13 protein-coding genes and 2 pseudogenes are annotated in these 20,241 nt (G+C 60.1%); 6 read left to right on the top strand and 9 right to left on the bottom strand.

Features of this window, described 5'->3' with window-relative positions; translation table 11 throughout:
- Positions 1-78: 78 nt before the first annotated feature.
- A pseudogene (locus ACIPL2_RS34145) lies at positions 79-621 on the top strand (TCP-1/cpn60 chaperonin family protein); the annotation flags it as partial.
- Positions 622-933: 312 nt separating this feature from the next.
- Here ACIPL2_RS34145 and ACIPL2_RS34140 read toward each other — a convergent pair.
- Positions 934-1,677, bottom strand: coding sequence for a phosphatase PAP2 family protein (locus ACIPL2_RS34140; protein ID WP_401364975.1), 744 nt, complete (start codon positions 1,675-1,677; stop codon positions 934-936).
- A gap of 219 nt (positions 1,678-1,896) precedes the next feature.
- Here ACIPL2_RS34140 and colR point away from each other — a divergent pair, with 219 nt between their 5' ends.
- The 5 genes from colR (at position 1,897) to ACIPL2_RS34115 (ending at position 5,698) form a co-directional block, all read left to right on the top strand.
- Positions 1,897-2,580, top strand: coding sequence for a two-component system response regulator ColR (gene colR, locus ACIPL2_RS34135; RefSeq protein WP_020799911.1), 684 nt, complete (start codon positions 1,897-1,899; stop codon positions 2,578-2,580).
- The gene (locus ACIPL2_RS34130) at positions 2,570-3,850 is read left to right on the top strand and encodes a sensor histidine kinase (RefSeq protein WP_401364973.1); all 1,281 of its coding nucleotides are present in this window, start codon (positions 2,570-2,572) and stop codon (positions 3,848-3,850) included. The genes colR and ACIPL2_RS34130 overlap by 11 nt, the downstream gene beginning before the upstream one ends.
- A gap of 231 nt (positions 3,851-4,081) precedes the next feature.
- The gene (locus tag ACIPL2_RS34125) at positions 4,082-4,750 is read left to right on the top strand and encodes a class I SAM-dependent methyltransferase (RefSeq protein ID WP_401364970.1); all 669 of its coding nucleotides are present in this window, start codon (positions 4,082-4,084) and stop codon (positions 4,748-4,750) included.
- Between the two features lie 4 nt (positions 4,751-4,754).
- The gene (locus ACIPL2_RS34120; protein ID WP_401364967.1) at positions 4,755-5,468 is read left to right on the top strand and encodes a lipopolysaccharide kinase InaA family protein; all 714 of its coding nucleotides are present in this window, start codon (positions 4,755-4,757) and stop codon (positions 5,466-5,468) included.
- Positions 5,469-5,470: 2 nt separating this feature from the next.
- Positions 5,471-5,698, top strand: a complete 228-nt coding sequence (locus tag ACIPL2_RS34115) for a hypothetical protein (RefSeq protein WP_401364964.1) — start codon at positions 5,471-5,473, stop codon at positions 5,696-5,698.
- A gap of 617 nt (positions 5,699-6,315) precedes the next feature.
- Here the strand turns inward: ACIPL2_RS34115 and ACIPL2_RS34110 are convergent.
- The 8 genes and pseudogenes from ACIPL2_RS34110 to ACIPL2_RS34075 all read right to left on the bottom strand — a co-directional run bounded on the left by ACIPL2_RS34110 (position 6,316) and on the right by ACIPL2_RS34075 (position 20,067).
- Positions 6,316-9,354: a multidrug efflux RND transporter permease subunit gene (locus ACIPL2_RS34110; protein ID WP_401364961.1), complete on the bottom strand. Its 3,039-nt coding sequence runs from the start codon at positions 9,352-9,354 to the stop codon at positions 6,316-6,318.
- Positions 9,355-9,367: 13 nt separating this feature from the next.
- Entirely contained in the window at positions 9,368-10,516 is a 1,149-nt protein-coding gene (locus ACIPL2_RS34105) for an efflux RND transporter periplasmic adaptor subunit (protein WP_401364958.1), read from the bottom strand.
- 236 nt (positions 10,517-10,752) lie between these two features.
- A complete protein-coding gene (locus ACIPL2_RS34100; RefSeq protein ID WP_401364955.1) occupies positions 10,753-11,850 on the bottom strand; it encodes a DUF1513 domain-containing protein in 1,098 nt (365 codons plus the stop codon).
- A gap of 14 nt (positions 11,851-11,864) precedes the next feature.
- Positions 11,865-12,929 carry an imelysin family protein gene (locus ACIPL2_RS34095; RefSeq protein WP_401364952.1) on the bottom strand — a complete coding sequence of 355 codons (1,065 nt, stop codon included), beginning with the start codon at positions 12,927-12,929 and terminating at the stop codon, positions 11,865-11,867.
- A 26-nt stretch (positions 12,930-12,955) separates the two neighbouring features.
- Positions 12,956-14,383: a di-heme oxidoredictase family protein gene (locus ACIPL2_RS34090; RefSeq protein WP_401364949.1), complete on the bottom strand. Its 1,428-nt coding sequence runs from the start codon at positions 14,381-14,383 to the stop codon at positions 12,956-12,958.
- Positions 14,384-14,671: 288 nt separating this feature from the next.
- The gene (locus ACIPL2_RS34085; protein ID WP_401364947.1) at positions 14,672-16,024 is read right to left on the bottom strand and encodes an imelysin family protein; all 1,353 of its coding nucleotides are present in this window, start codon (positions 16,022-16,024) and stop codon (positions 14,672-14,674) included.
- A 238-nt stretch (positions 16,025-16,262) separates the two neighbouring features.
- The gene (locus ACIPL2_RS34080) at positions 16,263-18,314 is read right to left on the bottom strand and encodes a putative bifunctional diguanylate cyclase/phosphodiesterase (RefSeq protein ID WP_401364944.1); all 2,052 of its coding nucleotides are present in this window, start codon (positions 18,312-18,314) and stop codon (positions 16,263-16,265) included.
- Positions 18,315-18,963: 649 nt separating this feature from the next.
- Positions 18,964-20,067 (bottom strand): annotated as a pseudogene (locus ACIPL2_RS34075) (IS110 family transposase).
- Between the last annotated feature and the right edge of the window lie 174 nt (positions 20,068-20,241).

Below are 20,241 nucleotides of genomic sequence, written 5' to 3'. Positions count from 1 at the left end.
CTACACGCCCCTCTTCCGATGTAAATTCAGGTTGGTCCTGACCACTGCTTCGCCCCCGATGCGGCAAACCTGTAGCTGCGCCTGGCCAAACTGTCCGGCGGCGTTGCAGTGATCAAGGTTGGCGCCGGTTCCGAAGTTGAAATGAAAGAGACGAAAGCCCGCGTTGAAGACGCCCTGCACGCTACCCGTGCAGCCGTTGAAGAAGGCGTGGTACCTGGCGGCGGCGTGGCACTGGTTCGCGCTCTGCAGGCTATCTCCGAGCTCAAAGGCGACAACGATGACCAGAACGTTGGCATCCAGTTGCTGCGTCGCGCTGTTGAAGCGCCACTGCGCCAGATCGTTGCCAACTCCGGCGACGAGCCAAGCGTAGTTGTCGATAAGGTCAAGCAGGGTTCGGGTAACTACGGTTACAACGCTGCTACCGGCGAATACGGCGACATGATCGAAATGGGTATCCTGGACCCGGCTAAAGTGACTCGTTCGGCGCTGCAAGCGGCTTCGTCGATTGCCAGCCTGATGATCACCACCGAAGCCATGATCGCCGAGATCAAGGAAGACGGCCCAGCTGGCGGCGGCATGCCAGACATGGGCGGTATGGGCGGCATGGGCGGCATGATGTAAGCCAGCCTTACCCCCGTACTAGCTTAACCCTATAAAAAAGCCCCGCCTGCGAAAGCTGGCGGGGCTTTTTATTGCCTTCAATTTGACAGGCCGGGAGACCGAGTCGTGGCCTTCGCGGGCAAACCTCGCTCCTACAGGACCGAGGCGCACGCAACACCCCTGTAGGAGCGAGGCTTGCCCGCGAAGACATCAGCTCAAACGCCATCGAATTCTGCCGTGCTAACCCACACCCTGTAGGAGCGAGCTTGCTCGCGATGAACGCTAACGATAACCCGGTAAACCTGACAGCCCCGTGCGCAGTTGAACCGTGTTTCAGGCGTTGACCGGTTGTGCTTCGGATTCTGGCTCAGCCTTGGAAGCCGGGCGATACAGGATGTAATAGTACGACCCCAGGCAAATCAGCCAGCAGAAAATCGCCGTCCACACGTTATGCGAAAAGAAGTGCGCGCCCTGCATCATCCGGCCCACGGAAAACACTGAGCCCAAGGCAAACGCAAAGACAAACGCCGAGCGTGCCATTCGCGGACGCCGGTCACGCAGCACAAAAAACAACGCAAACAGCGTGAAGCCAGTCGCCGCATGGCCGCCGGGCCAGCAACGGCCGGGTTTGTCGGTGTGCGGGCGCGGGCTGAGCAGTTCGCTGTAGGTTTCGTGACCGCCAAACTGCTCAAGGCTCCACGGGCATTGCACCGCGGTCACCGCTTTGACCGGCGTGACAAAGGACGTCGCAAGTGCCAAAGACAGCACCAGGCAGCCCAGCTCCCGTTTGATCGGCTTGAGCCTGCCCATGAAAAAAGACGCGATAAAGCCGACGATGGCCAGCACCGAAAAAACGATGACCAATTGTTTGGCGCGGGTATGCAGGATGTTTTCCAGGAAGTAACTGTGCCGACCGATGAAATCCCCCGCGACCGGGTCATAAAACAGTTTGGCCAGGTCCATGTCCAGGGAGGTCAGCTCGAGCAGCACCAGAATGATTGCCGCAACGGCGGGAACACCCAGGCACACCCAGAAATTGAGCGGTTGGGAGGCGGGGCGGACAGTGGTCGACACCATGGCAATTCCTTGGTCGGTTAGATGTTCTGAAAAGCGCAGCCGCGCGGAGTTTGAAGCAAATCCTGTGGTCAGCGTGTGAATCGATAGTGAAAAAATCGTTAGGGTCGCAAGGGGTTGGATGGCTGGATGGACAACTGCACACAGTCCTAGCCCTGAGCCACACTAGGCCTTAAGCTGCGCGGGCCAAGACGGCCGTTACTGTATACGGAGGAGAAACCCATGCGAATTCTTTTGGTTGAAGACAACCGCGATATCCTGGCCAATCTGGCTGATTACCTGGGGCTCAAAGGCTATACCGTGGATTGCGCACAGGACGGTTTGTCGGGACTGCACCTGGCGGCGACCGAGCATTACGACTTGATCGTGCTCGACATCATGCTGCCCGGTATCGACGGTTACACCTTGTGCAAACGCCTGCGCGAAGACGCCCGCCGCGACACGCCGGTGATCATGCTCACCGCTCGCGACCAGCTGGACGACCGGTTGCAGGGTTTCAAGTCCGGCGCCGACGATTACCTGATCAAACCGTTTGCCCTGTCTGAACTGGCCGCGCGCATCGAAGCCGTCATGCGCCGTACCCAAGGTGGCGGTCGCCGCACCTTGCAGGTCGGTGATCTGAGCTACGACCTCGACACCCTGGAAGTCACCCGCGAAGGCCGGCTGCTGAAACTCAACCCGGTGGGCCTGAAGTTACTGGCCGTACTGATGCAGAAGAGCCCCCATGTCCTGCGCCGGGAAATTCTCGAAGAAGCCCTGTGGGGCGATGACTGCCCGGACAGCGACAGCTTGCGCAGCCACGTCCACCAATTGCGCCAGGTGATCGACAAGCCGTTCGCCAAACCGTTGCTGCAAACCGTGCACGGTGTGGGCTATCGCTTGGCCGAGGGCCGTGATGGAGTTTAGACAGAGCCTTGCTCAACGGATCATCATCGCCTTTGCGCTGATGAGCGCACTGGTGGCAGGCGCCTTCGCCATGGGCATTGTGGCGACCGTGCACCTGGTGGAAGAAAAGCTGATTTCGGCAGGTCTGGGCGGCGATCTTCAGCGTCTGTTGCTGATGGACAGTGTCATGGACTGGAGCCACCGTCCCGAGCCGGACCAACTGTTCTATTTCAGCGGTGGGCCCGGCGACTTCGAGCTGCCCAAGGATTTGCGGCACCTGGAACCGGGGTTTCATGAAGTGTTTCGCGAACAACTGTCGTACCACGCGATGGTTGAAGTCGTTGATGGCCGGCGTTATGTGCTGTTGCAGGATCAGAGCGATTTCGAAGAGCGCGAGCGAGTCCTGTTTGCCGTGGTGCTGGTGGGCTTCGTGCTGAGTCTGGCGTTGGCGGTGTTTCTCGGCTGGGTACTCGCGCGTAAAGTAATGGCGCCGGTGGTACGGCTGGCTCGCCAGGTTCGTCACCGCGATCAGTTGCTGGGGCTGGCGCCACCCCTGGCGCCGGATTACGCCGCCGATGAAGTGGGCGAACTGGCGGTGGCCTTCGACGCGACCCTCGGGCGTTTGCGTCAGGCCTTGACCCGGGAACGGTTGTTTACCAGCGACGTCAGCCACGAATTGCGCACGCCGTTGATGGTGTTGGCCAGTTCGTGCGAGCTGCTACTGGAAAATCCCGGCATCGATCAGCGCGGCCGTGCTCAGGTCGAACGCATTGCCCGCGCCTGCGAAGAGATGCGGGAGCTGGTGCAAACCTTCCTGATGTTGGCGCGCGCCCAACGTGAAGACGCCAGTATGTCGCCGCAGCAAACTTTGAATCAGGTGGCCGACGGGCTGCTCAATCTATGGCGCGAGCCGATCGAGGCCAAGGGGCTCAAGCTGATCTTCGAGCCGGGCAATCCAGGCAATACGTGCTACAACGCCACCCTTTTGCACGCAGTTATGGGCAACCTTCTGCGCAACGCACTGCATTACACCGAACGCGGGTTCATCCGCTTGACCCTGACGCCCACGGGGTTCCTGGTCGAGGACAGTGGCGTGGGCATTCCCGAGGAAAAACGCGAGGCGATGTTCGAACCTTTCGTGCGTGGCAACGAGAAACGCGGCGAAGGTCTGGGGCTGGGACTGTCGCTGGTGCAACGGATCTGCGAAAACCAGGGCTGGAACGTCAGCCTGACGAACATGGAGCCGAATGGCTGCCGTTTTCAGGTGGAGTTGAGTCAGGGCGATCGTTGATTAACCGCAACGATCGCAACGTTCGACAGCGCTTACAGGGTCTACGCTTCAATGTAAGAGCTGTCGAAGGTTGCGATCTTTTTCGTGGTGGCCCCGAGCTATCGTCTGACTCCTGTAAAACCTCGAAATAATTCGGGGTTTTACAGGACGATTTTTTCACAAAGGTATGACCTGACGCTGACACGGCTCTATTTATCTTAGGCGCCATCAGAAGCTAAGGAGACCTTGATAATGGACGGCCCGATCAAACTGGATTTTTCCGAAAAGTACGACGATCAACACGCACAACGGTACCTGCGAAAGCACAAGGATGGCATTGGCCGCCGCTTGTCTCACTGGCGTGATGAACAACTGGCGCGCAAGGCGCTGACACTGGCCGGCGAACCTGGATTGGTCCTCGATCTGCCGTGTGGCGCGGGGCGTTTCTGGCCGTTGCTGGCGGAAAAAACCAATCGTGCAATCATCGGGGCCGACAACTCCGAGTCCATGCTGAAGATTGCCATGCAGGCGCAACCCGCCGATGTGGTGAAACGGGTACAACCCTTGCACACTTCTGCATTCGACATCGCCTTGCCTGATAACGCCGTCGACAGCATTTTCTGCATGCGCTTGCTCCATCACATTGGTGAAGCCGAGCATCGACTGGCCATTTTGCGCGAATTCGAGCGTGTCACGCGTGACAGCGTGATTCTTTCCTTGTGGGTGGATGGGAATTTCAAAGCGTGGAAACGCAAGCGCGCCGAGAAAACCCGTGGGCAGGAAGGTTACCAAAACCGATTTGTGTTACCGGCTGCTACGGTTGAAAAGGAATTCGAGCAGGCGGGCTTCCGTATCCAGGAACAACTGGATTTTTTACCGCTCTATGCCATGTGGCGAGTTTACGTATTACGCAAGAGGTAACAGGATGGCAGTGCAATGTGCAGCAGAAACGGACGTCGCTTCCCAGGACCGCTTCGACTATTTCTGGAATCAGCGCGGTGAATGGGTAGAAGAGCCCAACGTCCGTCGCGGTGGTGAAAGTGGTGTGCAGCGCGTCATGGGCAGCAATGGTCAGCTGCTCTACGTGAAACGTCAGACCGGTCATATCCATCGCAGCTGGCTGCACCCGTTCGGTCGGCCAACGGTGTTGCGTGAGCGCGATGCGCTCACCGGCCTGCATCAGCTCGGCGTTCGCGTTCCGCAGATCGTGTTCTGCGGTGCGCAGCGCGATCCTGTGCACAAATGGCGTGCATTGCTGGTGACCAAATCCCTGGACGGCTTCGAGGAAATTGAACACTGGTATGCGGGCGGCGGTCGTGAGCGTCATGGTGAGGCGGTACATGATCGCGTATTGAAGGATCTGGCCGAGAACCTGGCCCGTATGCACAAGGGCCGTTGGCAGCACAGCTGCATCTACATCAAGCACGTGTTCGTGCGTGTCACCGGTGAAGGCGAGGCGGCAAAAGTCGAAGTGGCCTTGATCGATCTGGAGAAGTGCCGGCAGCGTTTGACCGCCCGTCGTGCGGCTTCCCATGACATGAAGCAACTGCGTCGCCACTCGTCGTTCAGTCCGACGGACTGGAAAAAACTCGTCTATTTTTATGAGACGGCGTTTGGCAGCGCTATCAAGGGTTTATAGCGATGAAACTCGAAATTGCACGAGGTGTGTTTTTGTTAGGTGCCTTGGCAGTTGCTTCGTTGGCGGTGGCTGCCTGGGAGCAGCCCCGCACGCAGATCCTCAGTTCAGTAAACGGTGACGCGCACTGTCCGTTGCCACGCGTTGCCAAGGCATCGGTGGCAACCCAACCCGATCATGATTTATTGCTGTTCATGTTCGGACTCTCTCAAGGACTGAGGCCGCAAAGTTGAACAGATTGAAGCCCAAATAAAAGGCCTCGCCAAAATGCGAGGCCTTTTTTGTGGCCGGCGTTTAGGCCGTGACATCGAGCAAATGTGGGAGCGGGCTTGCTCGCGAAGGCGGCCTGACAGTCACCCAATCTCCCTCGGATGTGCCCCGATAAAACTGTGGGAGCGAGCCTGCTCGCGATGGCGGCCTGATAGCCGACCATTTTCTTTCAGGTGTACATATCCATTTCTGCGGTAACGGCTGCTGTTGGTTACGCCCTTACGGCGTGTCACTTGGAAGAGCCCCAAGTAACCAAGGGCTTTTGCCCCTTTCGTTCGGTGCCTCGCTTAGGCTCGGCATGCCCTCGCTCCGGTCCTGCTCCGTGGGCCCGCCGCCATCGGCCATCCTTGGCCGGGGGCGGCTAACCCGGCATCCATGCCGGGTTGCCCACTGCGCAGAACCTCCACTCGGCCTCACGATGGGGCGGTGCGTCAAAATCAAAAGCGCGGCGGCCTACAGGCCGGCCTGATTTCTGCGTATGCATTCCCCTGTAGGAGCGAGCTTGCTCGCGAAGAACGTCAATGATGGCGCGTTTAATCAGGATAGACGCGGTGCCTGTGAGTCCATCGCGAGCAAGGGACTATGAATGTTGTTTGGGTTTGTCCGGTTTGGCCAATAACGTGTACACGCACGGCAACACGAACAACGTGAACAACGTCCCGATCGACATCCCCGTGGCGATCACCGTGCCGATGTCGAACCGGCTGACCGCCCCCGCGCCCGTGGCGATGATCAACGGCACCATGCCGAATACCATGGCCGCCGTGGTCATCAACACCGGTCGCAGCCGAATGGCCGCCGCTTCCTCGACGGCCTCGCGCGCAGTAAGCCCCTTGTCCTTGCGCAACTGGTTGGCGAATTCGACGATCAGGATCCCGTGTTTGCTGATCAGCCCGATCAACGTCACCAACCCGACCTGGGTGTAGATGTTCATGCTCGACCAGCCAAGGAACAGCGGAATCAACGCGCCACAAATCGACAGCGGCACCGTCACCAGAATCACCAGCGGGTCGCGGAAGCTTTCGAACTGGGCGGCCAGTACCAGGAAAATGATCGCCAATGCCAGCGCAAACGTGACCCACAGGGCACTGCCTTCCTGGACGAATTGCCGTGAGGCGCCGGCATAGTCGAAGGCGTAACCCACCGGCGCTTCTTCCCGGGCGATCTGACGCACGGTGTCGAGGGCTTCACCCATGCTGACCAACGGCACCCCGGACAGGATCGCAGAGTTGAGTTGCTGGAACTGGTTCAACTGCCGTGGCCGCGCCCGGTCGCTCACGGTGATCAGGGTCGACAGGGCCAGCAGTTCGCCCTTGGTGTTCCTCACGTAATAGTTGTTCAACCAGTCCGGGTTATCGCGGAAGGGTCGCTCGACCTGCGCGATGACTTTGTAGCTGCGACCTTCAATGGTGAAGCGGTTGATCTCCGCCTCACCGAGCAAGGTCGCCAAAGTGCCGCCCAGATCCTGCATCGACACGCCCATTTGTGCGGCCTTGGCGCGATCGATATCCACCACCACTTCGGGCTTGTCGAACGCCAGGTCGACGTCGACGAAGGCGAACTTGCCGGATTCCATCGCGCGTTTTTTCACCCGGTCGGTCACTTGCAGCAGCGATGCGTAATCGTTGGCTGAGTTGATGACGAACTGAAACGGCAACCCTTCGCCGGTGCCGGGCAGGGAGGGCAGGTTGAAGCCGAAGATCTGCAACCCGGAAATGCTTTCCAGTTTGGCCTGCACCTCGGGCAGGATCTGCATTTGCGTGCGGCTGCGGTCGTTCCACGGTTTCAGCAGGAAGCCGCCGATGCCCGATTGCACGCCATTGAAGCCGTTTATCTGGAACGAGGAGTAGTACTCGGGAAAGGCCTTGAAGATGTCGACGAATTCGTCGGTGTAGGCGCTCAGGTAGTCAAGGTTGGCCGTTTGCGGGGCTTTGGCCATCATGAAAATGATGCCTTGATCTTCGTCCGGCGCCAGTTCCGACTTGGTGAACTTGAGCAATACCGGAATCAGGCACAGCACGATCACCGCGAACACCAGCACCACCGGCCGGGTGTTCAGCGTGCCGTGCAGCAGGCGTTGGTAGCGGCGCTTGAGGCCTTCGAAAATCAGGTCCAGGCGATGGGCCAGGCCGCTGGGGTTTTCGTCGTGGCGCAGCAAAAACGCGCACATCATCGGCGACAGCGTCAGGGCGACGATGCCGGAAATCACCACCGCCCCGGCCAGGGTCAGGGCGAACTCCTTGAACAGTGCCCCGGTCAGCCCCGTCAGGAAGCCGATCGGCGCATACACCGCTGCGAGGGTGATGGTCATCGAGACCACCGGCATGGCGATTTCCCGGGCGCCTTCGATAGCCGCGTCCAGCGGCGTCTTGCCTTCTTCGATGTGGCGGTGGATGTTTTCCACCACCACGATCGCGTCGTCCACCACCAGGCCGATAGCCAACACCATCGCCAGCAGGGTCAGCAGGTTGATCGAGTAACCCATCATCTGCATGAAGAACATCACGCCGATCATCGACAGCGGAATGGTGACCACCGGGATCACCACCGAGCGCAGTGCTCCGAGGAACAGGAACACCACGACGATCACGATCAGCACCGCTTCGAACAGGGTTTTCACCACTTCGTCGATCGAGGCCTGGATGAACAGCGTGGCGTCGTAGGCAATTTCACCCTTGAGGTTCGGCGGCAGCTGGGCCTCAAGGTCCGGCATGATCTTGCGCACTTCCTTGATCACATCCAGCGGGTTGGCGCCGGGCGTGGCCTTGATGCCGATGTACACCGAGGGCGTGCCACCGAAGGAACTGATGGTGTCGTAGTTTTCCGCGCCCATTTCCACCCGCGCGACATCGCTGAGCAGCACGCGGCTATCGCCATCGACCTTGAGCGGAATCGCGGCAAAGGCTTCGGCGGATTTGAGCTCGGTGTTGGCGTTGATGCTGGTGACCACGTACTCGCCTTTCACTTCGCCGGCGGCGGAGAGGAAGTTGTACTTGCGCACCGCATCGGTGACGTCACTGGCACTGAGGCCAAAACCGGCGAGTTTCACCGGGTCCAGCCACAGGCGCATGGCGAATACCTGGTTGCCGAGAATCTCGGCCTCGGCCATGCCCGGCAGGGTTGCCAGTTTTGGCTGAATGACCCGCGACAGGTAGTCGGTGATTTGCGGGTTGCTCAACTCCTTGCTGAAGAAACTGATGTACATCAGCGCCGAGGCGTCCGCAGCTTCCTTGCTCAGCACCGGGTCTTCGGCGTCCTGGGGCAGCTGGTTCTTCACCTCGTTGGCCTTGGCCAGCAGTTCGGTGAACAAGCGGTCGCTGTTGGCGCCGATGCGCGCGTAGATCGAGATCACCGAGAAGTTCTGGCGACTGACCGAGGTCATATAGTCGATGCCCTCGGCGCTGGCCAGGCTCTGTTGCATCGGCTGGGTGATGTAGCCCTGGATGGTCTCGGCATTGGCCCCGGGATACGCGGTGGTCACCGTGATCAGGGCGTTTTCCATTTGCGGGTATTGGCGCAGCGGCAGCTTGCTCCAGGCCTGGAAGCCCAGTAGCACAATCAGCAGGCTGACCACGGTGGCGAGCACCGGGCGGCGGATGAACGGGTCGGTAAAAGCCATGGGGATTCCTTGATCAGTCCGCGCGTGGCGGGCTGTTCTTCTCGGCTAAAGTCTTGTCGTCGCTGATGGCAATGTGTGTGCCGTTGTCCAGTTTGATCTGGCCGCCCGTGACCACTTTTTCGCCGTTCTGCACGCCTTTGGTAATCATCACCAGCCCGTCCCGGCGTTCGCCGGTTTCGATGAACCGCCGTTCGGCGATCAGGATCGGCTGGCCCTTGTCGTCTTTTTCGAGGCTGCCGTCTTCAGCTTTTTTCTGTGCAACGACGTAGATCGAGTTGCCGTACAGCGTGTAGGTAATCGCGCTTTCCGGTACGACAATGCGTGGCTGCGGGTCGGGCAATAACACTTGCAGGCTGGCGAACATCCCAGGCAGCAGCTTGCCGTCGGGGTTTGCCAGGGTCGCGCGGACCTGAACGTTGCGGGTGCTGTTTTCGACTTTCGGGTTGATCGCAGTGATGATCCCGGGGAAGTTTTGCGTCGGGTAGGCCGAGGCAATGATTTGCACCGATTGGCCGATGGCGATCTTCGGCACCGACTGCTCAGGGATGAAAAAATCGACGTACAGACTGCTGAGGTCTTGCAGGGTGGCAATCATGGTGCCGCTGGCGAGATAGTCCCCGATGTCCACCTGACGAATGCCGATAGTCCCGCTGAACGGTGCGAGCAAGCGTTTCTTGGCCAGCGCCGCCTTGAGCTGATTGACCGTGGCCCGGCTCTTTTTCAACACCGCCGAGAGTCGGTCGAATTCGCCTTTGGAAATGGCCTGGCTGCCCACCAGTTGGCTGCCGCGACCGTAATCGAGCTGCGCCAGCCCCAGGTCGGCCTGAGCGGTTTCGAGCAGGGCGGTCTCTACCACGCTATCAAGCAGAAGCAGCGGTTGGCCGACCTTGACCTTCTGCCCTGACTCGAACTGCAATTCAATGACGGTACCGTCGGTCTCCAGGCTCAGGTCCACGCCTTGCAGTGCCTTGAGCGTGCCAACCGTAGGCAGGCGCGCTTGCCACGGTCGTTCGGTGGCAGTGGCCACAGCGACACTGATCGGCGGTTTCGGCGCGGAGAAGCCTTGAATCATCGTGTAGATGGAGAAGGCTTTGTAACCGGCCAGGACCAGCACGATCAGCAGAACAACACCCAACATGATCAGCATGCGGCGACGCAGCATATTTCCAGTTCCTTGGAGAAATCAGGCGAGACAGTTGGGCACATTACCGCGATCAGGAAGGGGATTCCAACTGGCACTTTTCACAGCTGGACCTGTAGCAGCTGGCGAAGCCTGCGTTCGGCGGCGAAGCCGTCGTCAAACCCGGCGACGCGGTATGTCAGACAAACCGCGTGGGATGGATTTACGACGGCTGCGCCGCCGAACGCAGGCTGCGCCAGCTGCTACAAGGAGCGTTTTCAGATCAGGTGAAGGTGGTTGTCCCAGAGCCCGGCGGGCAGCTCCAGCGGTTTTGCTACAAGAGTTGTCTGACGGCAATCGTAGAACCGGCAGCGCCCCTGACCCGAGGTCACGACAAACCCATCGGCGACCGCGCCCACGCCGGCGCAATCGGGTAGCGGTGCGTCCAGGCGCACTTCGCCGCTGTCCAAGTCCCAGATGAAAAAGCGGTTGCCCCGAGGCGCGGTCAGCGCGACCAGGCGCAATTCACTGTGCACCGCGACGCTGGCGGTGTAGTGCCCCATGGCCTGCAACTGATGTTCGGGCACCGGGAACGCCACGAACGGTTGGCCGGGACGTTTGATCGCCAGCAGCTCCGAAGACTCGTGGGACGCACCCATGAACTGCTGGCCGGCGACGATGGTGCCGTCGCTGGCAATGCCCAGATGACGCACGCTGTTCATCTGCTGGGCGAGGGTTTCCTTGCTCAGCAGGGTGCCGTCGCGTTGCATCAGGACCAGGCTCGGTTCCATGGCGTTGAGGTTCATCTCGACCCGGCTTTCGGCCTCGGTGCGAATCCCGCCGTTGGCCACCACCAGGGTTTCGCCGTCGGGCATCCACGACACCTGGTGCGGGCCGATGCCGTGGGTGGGGATCTCGCCGCTGTGGATAAGTCGCTCACCTTCGAACTTATACACACCCAGCAAGCCGCGACCCGGATCGGACGTGTCGTTCTCGGTGGCGTACAACCAGTCGCCGCTCTGGTGAATCACCGCGTGCCCGTAGAAATGCCGGTTCGCCTGCGAGGTCACGGTTTGCAGCAGCGTGCCGTCGCGCAGGTCGATCAGGTAACTCTCGGTGCCCGGCCGCCGGGCCACGAACAGCGCGATCGGCTGCGTCGGGTGATTGATGATGTCGTGGCAACGCTGGCCGACCTCGGTGGCGAACACCCGAGTGCCGTCCAGCCGGTAGCCGACGGCGTAATGCTTGCCGTCGGTATCGTCCCGCGCCGACAGTAGCAGCGGGCTTTTGTCCTTGTGCTTGAACAGCGTCCAGCCGCCCAGTGTCACTGCTCCCAGCAGCAAACTACCTAAAGTCAGAGCCTGACGTCGCAGCATGGCACTCGCCCTCATCAGTCACCGTCGTTGGCATTGAAGCCCAGTTGGATGCCCAGCGCCTTGGCCAGTTCGCCTTCGTGCAGGCGGTGGACGACGTTAAGGCTGTCGTAGAGATCGTTGAGTTGCTGGCGACCGGCATCGTCGTTGAGCATTTCGGTCAGCGAGCGCTGGTTGCTGGCGAACAGTTTCAGGGCCGCAGCGTAGGCCGCATCGATCTTGTCGGCCAAAGGCTTTTGCTCACTTGGCAACAAGCCGCGCAGGCCTTTGTTGTCAACGCCTTCCCACACGGTCTTGGCAGCGGCGAGGCTGGCTTCGAGGCCGGCCAGGGAAGACTGGCTGCGCCACGCATCGGCCTGGAACGGTTGCGGAACGCCCTTGGTCTGGCGGCCCATCGGCGTGCCGAGTTTCTTCTTCAAGCTGTCGAGGGCGGTGACTTGCACCCGTAGCAAATCGGCGATCGCTTCGTGGGAATCGGCGTAGCGCTGGTTCGGGAACTTGCTCATCTGCGCGAGCATGCCGTCGGTGGTGTTCCAGCTTTTCAGAATGTCTTCGGCCAGCAATTTCTGACGCTCGCCAATCGCTTTCAGCAGGGGGCAATACTTGGCTTTTTGTGCGTCGTTGGCGACGTCTGGCTTGCTGTCGAACAGGATGTATTCGTAGGCGGAAAGGCCCTGAACCACGACGCTGGACTTGGCCAGTTCCGCGGCATCGATCTGCGGCTGCGCGGTGACCAGTTGCTCGACCTGACGGCCGACGAGGTTTTTCTTGTCCGGCCAGAACTGCACCTGCCAGGCGCGATTGCCTTCGGCCAGCGGCCCGATCAGCAGCGGTTGCAGCTCGGCCCAGGCTTTTTGTGCGTGCAGGAAATCGGCGCGTGCGGTGTCGAGGTTTTCCTTGCCTTCGCAGTAGGCGAGTGCGCTGACGGCCAATTGGCGATCGGCTTCAACCCAACGCGTGTAGGTCGGCAGGATCACCGATTTGGCAATGGCCGCCGAGGTGACCGCTTGCGGATCTTGTGGCGAACAGGCGCCGAGCGCTAGTGCGGCAAGGCTGGTGAACAACAATTTGGGACGGAACATGTCGGGCTCCCGCTATGGAATAGGTATTAAAGGGAATTCAAAAACGCCAGCAACGCAGCACGTTGCTCGGCACTGAAAGACAAAACCTGTTGCTGCGCCGCGCTGGCCTCGCCGCCATGCCAGAGCACGGCTTCGAGCAGATTGCGGGCGCGGCCGTCATGCAAGAATTGGGTGTGGCCACTGACCGCCTGCGTCAGGCCGATGCCCCACAACGGCGGGGTGCGCCAGTCGCGGCCGCTGGCCTGGAATTCGGTTCGGTTGTCGGCCAGGCCGTCGCCCATGTCATGCAGCAGCAGATCGCTGTAAGGGCGAATCACTTGATTGGCCAGTTCAGGTTCGGCGGCGTTGGCGGCAGTGGTGTATTTCGGCGTGTGGCAGGACTGGCAGCCGGCCTGGAAAAACAGGGTCTTGCCGGCCAGCACTTCAGGCGTGCCGACATCGCGGCGGGCCGGGACAGCGAGGTTACGGCTGTAGAACAGCACCAGGCGCAGGATGTTATCGCTGACTTCCGGCTCGCCGTCCGCACCATTGCCGTTGGGGGCCTGCTTGCAAGCGGTTTGCGCGTCGGTGCAATCGTCGACGGTTCTCAGGCTTGTGGTCAGGCCCATGTCGCCGGAAAACGCGTGGACATTCTGTTGATTGAGATTCGGTTGCCCGGCCTTCCAGCCGAAACGTCCGAGGACGGTTTTCTGTTGGGCGTCATCCCAAACCCGGTTCGGGCGTCCGGTGATGCCGTTTTTTTCTTTTGCCTGGACGTCGGCATTGGCCAGGATCGCCTCGTCGGGGATCGCTTCGAGCAAACCCAGGCCAATCATCGGCGGTGCAATGCGCGCCGAGAACCGCGTGTCGGGGTGCATCGGGCCGTAGCCGAGTTGGCTGATCTGCAAGGTCGGTTTGCGCAACTCGACCTCGGTGCCGTCCTTGAAGCGGATCGGCACCGGCGTGTAGTCGATACGCACTTTGCCTTCCGGAACGACACCGGGCACGGCCATGTCCTGGAACTGCCCGCCGTAGACCGGCTCCGGGACCACACCGAGCTGCTCAATGACCTTGGCATACGCCGGCGCATCGGGAATCGACAGACGCACCAGCATCGACACGGCATTCTGCGCGTCAGGCGTCGGCGGATGACCGCGACCGTCCTTGATGTGGCAGTTCTGGCAGGCGTTGGTGTTGAACAGCGGGCCGAGGCCATCGCGGGCGGTGGTGGTCGACGGCGCGATCACCCAAGGGTTGCGGAAGAAGCTGTTGCCGACGCTGAAATCCACGCGCCGTGACGGCGGCAGGTTGGCGGAGGGCAGGGAGAAGGCATTCTGATCAGTCTTGCGCACCGTCGCGCTGCCCCCGGAGCGGGCTTCACCGGGTTCGGCCTGGGTGAACGTCGGGGCGTCATCGCAGGCACTCAGGCACAGGGCCAGCAACAGTGCGGACAAGCGAAGAGGCAGCGAGGGCATCAGACATCCTGCAAGACGAGCAAAACAAGGGCGCAAAGTCTAACAGGGCCACGGAATTTGAATAAGAGGAATTATCGTTTGCTTTGATCTGCCGCAGTTTCGCGGCAAACCCCACAAACGCGTTTCCCTGTAGGAGCTGTCGAGTGCAACGAGGCTGCGATCTTTTGATTTTTAAAAGCAAGATCAAAAGATCGCAGCCTCGTTGCACTCGACAGCTCCTACAGGATGAAGGGTATGGCTGAATAAAAAGGCGACCCGAAGGTCGCCTTTTTATTCAGCCAGCGTTGATCAGAATTCGTGATCAGCGTTGTCCGGGTTCAGGTCGCTGATGCCCAGTTTGCCAGCGGCGGCTTCGATCGAACCGGTCTGCTTGACCAGGGAAGCGATGGCGTCGCGGACGATCTGGTTGCCAGCGGTGTTGCCGGCGGCGATCAGTTGGTCGTAATGCTCACCCTTGTTGGCGTGATCGACGATGACCTGCATCTTGGCTTCGGTTGCAGCCAGGTCGGCTTTCAGCGCGGTGTCGGCCGCCGGGTCGGCTTTGGCCACCAGGGACGACAGGCTCGCGCCGGTCATTTTCGTGCCGTCGACGCGGGTGTATTCGCCCAGGTACACGTTACGAACGCCTTTGGCATCGTAGAACTGCGAGTTGTGGGTGTTGTCGCTGAAGCAGTCGTGTTCGTCTTCCGGGGAGTTGGCTTCCAGGGAAACCTTCATGCGCTCGCCCGCCAGTTCGCCCAGGGACAGGCTGCCCATGCCGAACAGCATTTTGCGCAGGCCGGATTCAGCCGGTTCCGCTTCCAGGGTGGCGCGGTAGTTGTCGGCCACGTTCGGCTTCCAGTTACCGACCATTTCTTCCAGGTCGCTGACCAGCAGCTGGGTCACGGATTTCAGGTAAGCGCGGCGACGATCGTTATGACCGCCAGTGGCGCCTTTGCCTTCCAGGTAGTCGGAAGCCGGACGGTTGCCCGCGCCTGGGCCGGTGCCGTTCAGGTCCTGGCCCCAGAGCAGGAATTCGATGGCGTGGTAGCCCGTGGCGACGTTAGCCTCGGAACCGCCCAGCTCGTTGAGGCTGGCGAGTTTTTCCGGGGTGATGTCTTTGACGTCGATCTTGTCTTCGCCGACCTGAACCTGAGTGTTGGCGATGATGTTGGCCGTGGCGCCCGGGTTGCCCAGTGCGTGCTCGTAGGATTTGTCGACATAGTCGATCAGGCCTTCGTCCAGGGGCCAGGCGTTCACCTGTCCTTCCCAGTCGTCGATGATGGTGTTGCCGAAGCGGAACACTTCGCTCTGCAGGTAAGGAACGCGGGCAGCGATCCAGGCAGCCTTGGCGGCTTTCAGGGTGTCGGCGTTCGGCTTGGCGAGGAAGGCGTCGACAGCGGTTTGCAGGGTTTTCGCGGTGGATTCGGCATCGCTGTAAACGGCGAAGACCATGTCGGCGTAATGCGCGACAACGGCTTTGGCGGCGGCTTCGTCGACTTTACTTGCCGCGGCAGGCGCAACCGCCGGGGCCGGGGCTGTGGTGGTGGCGGCTGGAGTAGGCGCTTGCGGAGCGGCAGCCTTGTCTTTGCCTTCGCCACAACCGGCGAGGGAAATAGCGATGGCCAACAGACTGGCGGTAGCCAGAGGCATACGAATCATGGCGAACATCCTGCTTCGAGAGGGGGTGGAATGGCGCAGCAAGCGCAAAACTGCGACATAATGCAAATCTTTCGCATTATGTGTAAAGGGTTGTACCTGGAAATATTTCTTATTCAGGGGGTGGTTGTGTCGTGGGTCAAGAGATCGCAGCCTCGTTTCTCTCGACAGCTCCTACAGGGACCGCATGCCGCTGTAGGAGCTGTGTAGGAGCTGTCGAGTAAAACGAGGCTGCGATCTTTTAATGAATAGCCGCATTACTGCGCTGGGCCTGCTTCAGATAGACACTCAATTCCCGCGCCGGCAGCGGCTTGCTGTAGAGATAGCCCTGACCTTCGTGGCAGCCTTCGGAGATGATGTAGGCCTCTTGCTCGGGGGTTTCCACGCCTTCGGCAATCACCTGCATGCCCAGGCTCTTGCCCAGCTGGATAATGGCCCGGACGATGGTCGCATCGTCGTCGTCATCGAGCAGGTCCTGAACGAAGCTCTTGTCGATCTTGATCTTGTCCAGGGGCAGGCTTTTCAGATAACTCAGAGACGAATAACCGGTGCCGAAGTCGTCGATGGCGATCAAGGCGCCGGACCGACGCAGGCTCAGCAGATGCTGGGCGGCGGTGCTGATGTCTTCCATCAGGCCGGTTTCGGTGACTTCCAGCTCCAGACTGCGCGGTGGCAGGCGGTACATTTGCAGCAGGTTGTTGACCACCCGTGGCAGCTCGGCGTGGTGCAGCTGCACGGTGGACAGGTTCACCGCCATGCGCAGGTCGAGGAAACCCTGGTCATGCCAGTCGCGCAATTGCTTGCAGGCCTGATCCAGCACCCATTCACCGATGGCGATGATGGTGCCGTTCTGTTCGGCCAAGGGAATGAACAGGTCCGGCGGCACCAGCCCATGCTCGGGATGCTGCCAGCGAATCAACGCCTCGACCCCCACCACGCGGTGATCGCGATAGCTGATTTGCGGTTGGTAGACGAGGTAGAACTGATTGCGGGCCAGAGCATCGCGCAGGTCTTTTTCCAGCTCGCGACGGCGGCGCATCTCGGTGTCGACGCTGGCGATATAGAACTGATAGCGGTTGCGCGAGCGAGTCTTGGCCAGGGTCATGGTCTGCTCGGCTTTTTGCAGGAGCTTTTCGGTGCTGTCACCGTCCTCGGGGAACAGGGTGATGCCGATGGTGGCGCGCAAGCGGATCTCTTGATGATCGAGGGCAAACGCCGCTTCCAGGTCATCGAGAATGCTTTGGGCCAGCTCGGCCGCTTCGTAAGGTTGTTCGATATCGGCCTGGACCAGAGCGAACTGGTCGCCGCCGAGACGGGCGAGGGCGCCGAGGCGACCGCTGTGGGCCCGCAGGCGATCGGCCAGGGCCAGCAGCAATTGGTCGCCGGTCTGGTAGCTGAACTGTTCGTTGATGCCCTTGAAGTCATCGAGACCGACACACAGCACGGCGACCCGGCGTTGCAGCTTGCCGGCGTCGACGAGGATCTTGTCCAGTTGCTGCTGCAACTGTTGGCGGTTCGGCAGGCCCGTCAGGAAGTCGTATTGCGCCATGCGCAGCAGGCTGTTTTCCGCTTCGTGGCGTAGATGGGTATTACGCTCGATGGACTCGAGCAACTGGTTGGCGGTGTTGATCCAGATCCCCAGTTCGTTTTTCTCGTGGCCCTTGAGCTGCGGGATTTTGTGTTCGCTGGGGCGATCCGGGTTGATTTCGGTCAGGTGTTCGATGATTCGCGACAGCGGTTTGGTCAACAACCAGTGATAGACCAGGTACAGCACCAGTCCCATGGCGAGGGCGCGCAACACACCGGAAATGAAGATGATCACCGAACTGACGATGAAGCCCTGGCCATAGGTGGCGGTGTCGAGGGTGATGCTCAGGTCGCCGTAATACTCGCTGTAAGGGCCGCGACCCACCAGTTGGGTGGTGAAGGTGCGTTCCTTGCCGAGGATCAGGTCGGTCAGCCAGCGACTGTGGGAGTGCTGCAACTCGCGGGATTTTTGCGCAAGCATCGCCTCGTTGGGGTGGCCAATGGAGGCTTGGCGTACGGCATCGTCCTGGAACAGGCCCTCGATCACTTGCATGCCCATTTCCCGATCCAGGCTGTAGACGGCCTGGGTGGAGGGATCGCGGAACATGTCGAGGATGCGCTCGGCATCGTTGGCTACGGCCTGGCGGGTTTTATAGGCATCGAAAACGATCTGGGCGCAACTCAAGACCACGCCGACGATCAATGCCGACAGGAGCACGACCCGAAGCAACTTCACCGACAAGCTGTTCTTGAGTTCCAGCTTCAAAGGGTTATTCCTTGTTCCGTGCGGGTAGCGTCAAGTTGCCATGAGTATTGGCAATCCCATGATGGCAGTCAAAGGGACAATCAATCACAGGAGGTTTTGCCTGTGGGCTTGGCGGATATGCTGTTGTTTGGAGTAATTGCCCTATTCGTACTGTGTCGGTTGTTGGGGCCTTCAACTTGAGGGGGATTTGGACATATTTTCCATTGGGTTGATGTTAGACGGCTGTGGCGCTGGGGCAAGGGGCTGAATGCTGGTTTCATTGTGGGAGATTGACCCCCGCGTTCTGCGCAGCTGTTGGAATTGGGTTGGTTGCGGTGGCGGCCTGGTAGCCGACCATTTTCTTTCGTGTGTACATATCCATTTCTTCGGTAACGGCTGCTATGGGTTACGCCCTTATGTATGGACTCACCCACACTGGCTACCCGCTTTTCAAACACTGCTACCCGGTTGCATTTATGTATAAGGCCTGTTCGAGGAAGCTGTCTTGAGCTTCTGGCCGACATTGGTTGAGCTCGCGGCATGCCGATTACGTGCAGGCCTCGAAGGCCGGTAAGGGCGCAGGCATCGATCCGCGACGGTCTGACCTGGGTTCAATGTTTTCTAGCAGGGGCTGGAGCGCCGTGACGCCCCGGTGGCAGAACGCTTTTGATCAGTGACTTGGCGCAGATGGCCGGCCATCGGCCGGGTGGCTGCGGTAAGTCTGGTCATTTTGTAGCAGCACTCAAACGATTCGAAGGTTGCGGTTCGCCAAGCGTATCGCCGCTTCCTTGCGGCCCAGTCGATCCTGCCAACGTTGCAACCGACGATCGTCGGGCTGCTCTGAATCCGGGCGTAAATGCCTCAATACCGCATGAGCGCCTTGAACCATCAGGCTGCGCACATAGCTGTCGCCTCGTTTGCTCATCCTGCCCAGCCGGACTTTCTGCCCACTGCTGTTCTGCTCAGGCACCATGCCAAAGTAGGCGGCGAACTGGCGTGCATTGGCAAAACGCTCTGGGTCTGTCTGCTTGGCCAAAAGCGCGGTGGCGATGATCGGGCCGATACCGCGCACGCTCATTAGTCGCCGGGCTGTTTTATCCTCGTTCGCGGCGTTCTCCAGGCGACCACTCAGCACGTTGATCCGCTCGCCCAGCTGACGCCATTCGCCCAGCAACTCGTTGAACAGCTCACGCAGCATGTCGGGCAAGGGTTGGGTCGCGTCTTCCAGCACCCGAGGCAGGGTCTGACTGATTGCGGCATCACCTTGGGCCAGGGTGATGCCGTGCTCCATCAGCAAGCCCCGCATCTGGTTGCTCATGGCTGTACGCCGACGGACATAACCCTGCCGGGCACGGTGCAAGGCCTGCATGGCCAGTGCGGTGGCACTTTTGATGGGGACGGCCGCAATTTTGCTGTCGTGCCCGGCGCGCAATATGGCTCGGGCATCATTACGATCATTTTTGGCGCCGCTGCGGTGCTTTGCCACAAGTTGCGCCGGAAGAATCCGCGCCAGACTGCCCTGAGCCTGTAGCTGGCGCGCCCATGCTTGAGCGCCTGGGCCCGTTTCCATCAGCACCACTACGGTTGGCGGCAGTTGGCGCAGGAAGGTATGAAAGGCTTCACGCGACTTGATTCGTTCTTCGTAAAGCACTTGGCCAAGGGCATTTTCCCCCGCGATCTGGAATACCTGTTTGGCAAGATCGACCGCCACTGTCGTGCAGGTCGATGGATCGGTGGAAGACAGGGACTGTTTAAGCGTCGTATGCTTTTTCATGGATTCGCCCTCGCTGTCGGTGGCTTCTTAGACTGCCTCCGTGGCGCATTGACGCCTCGGTGCGGGCGAGTCCATCCAATTACGGCGTGTCACTTGGAAAAGCCCCAAGTAACCAAGGGCTCTTGCCCCTTTCGTTCGGTGCCTCGCTGTGGCTCGGCATGCCCTCGCTCCGGT

Source organism: Pseudomonas sp. NPDC086251 (assembly GCF_044746405.1).
Lineage (GTDB): Bacteria > Pseudomonadota > Gammaproteobacteria > Pseudomonadales > Pseudomonadaceae > Aquipseudomonas.
Note: the sequence above shows the minus strand (reverse complement) of the source record. Positions and strands in the feature narration are given on the sequence as shown.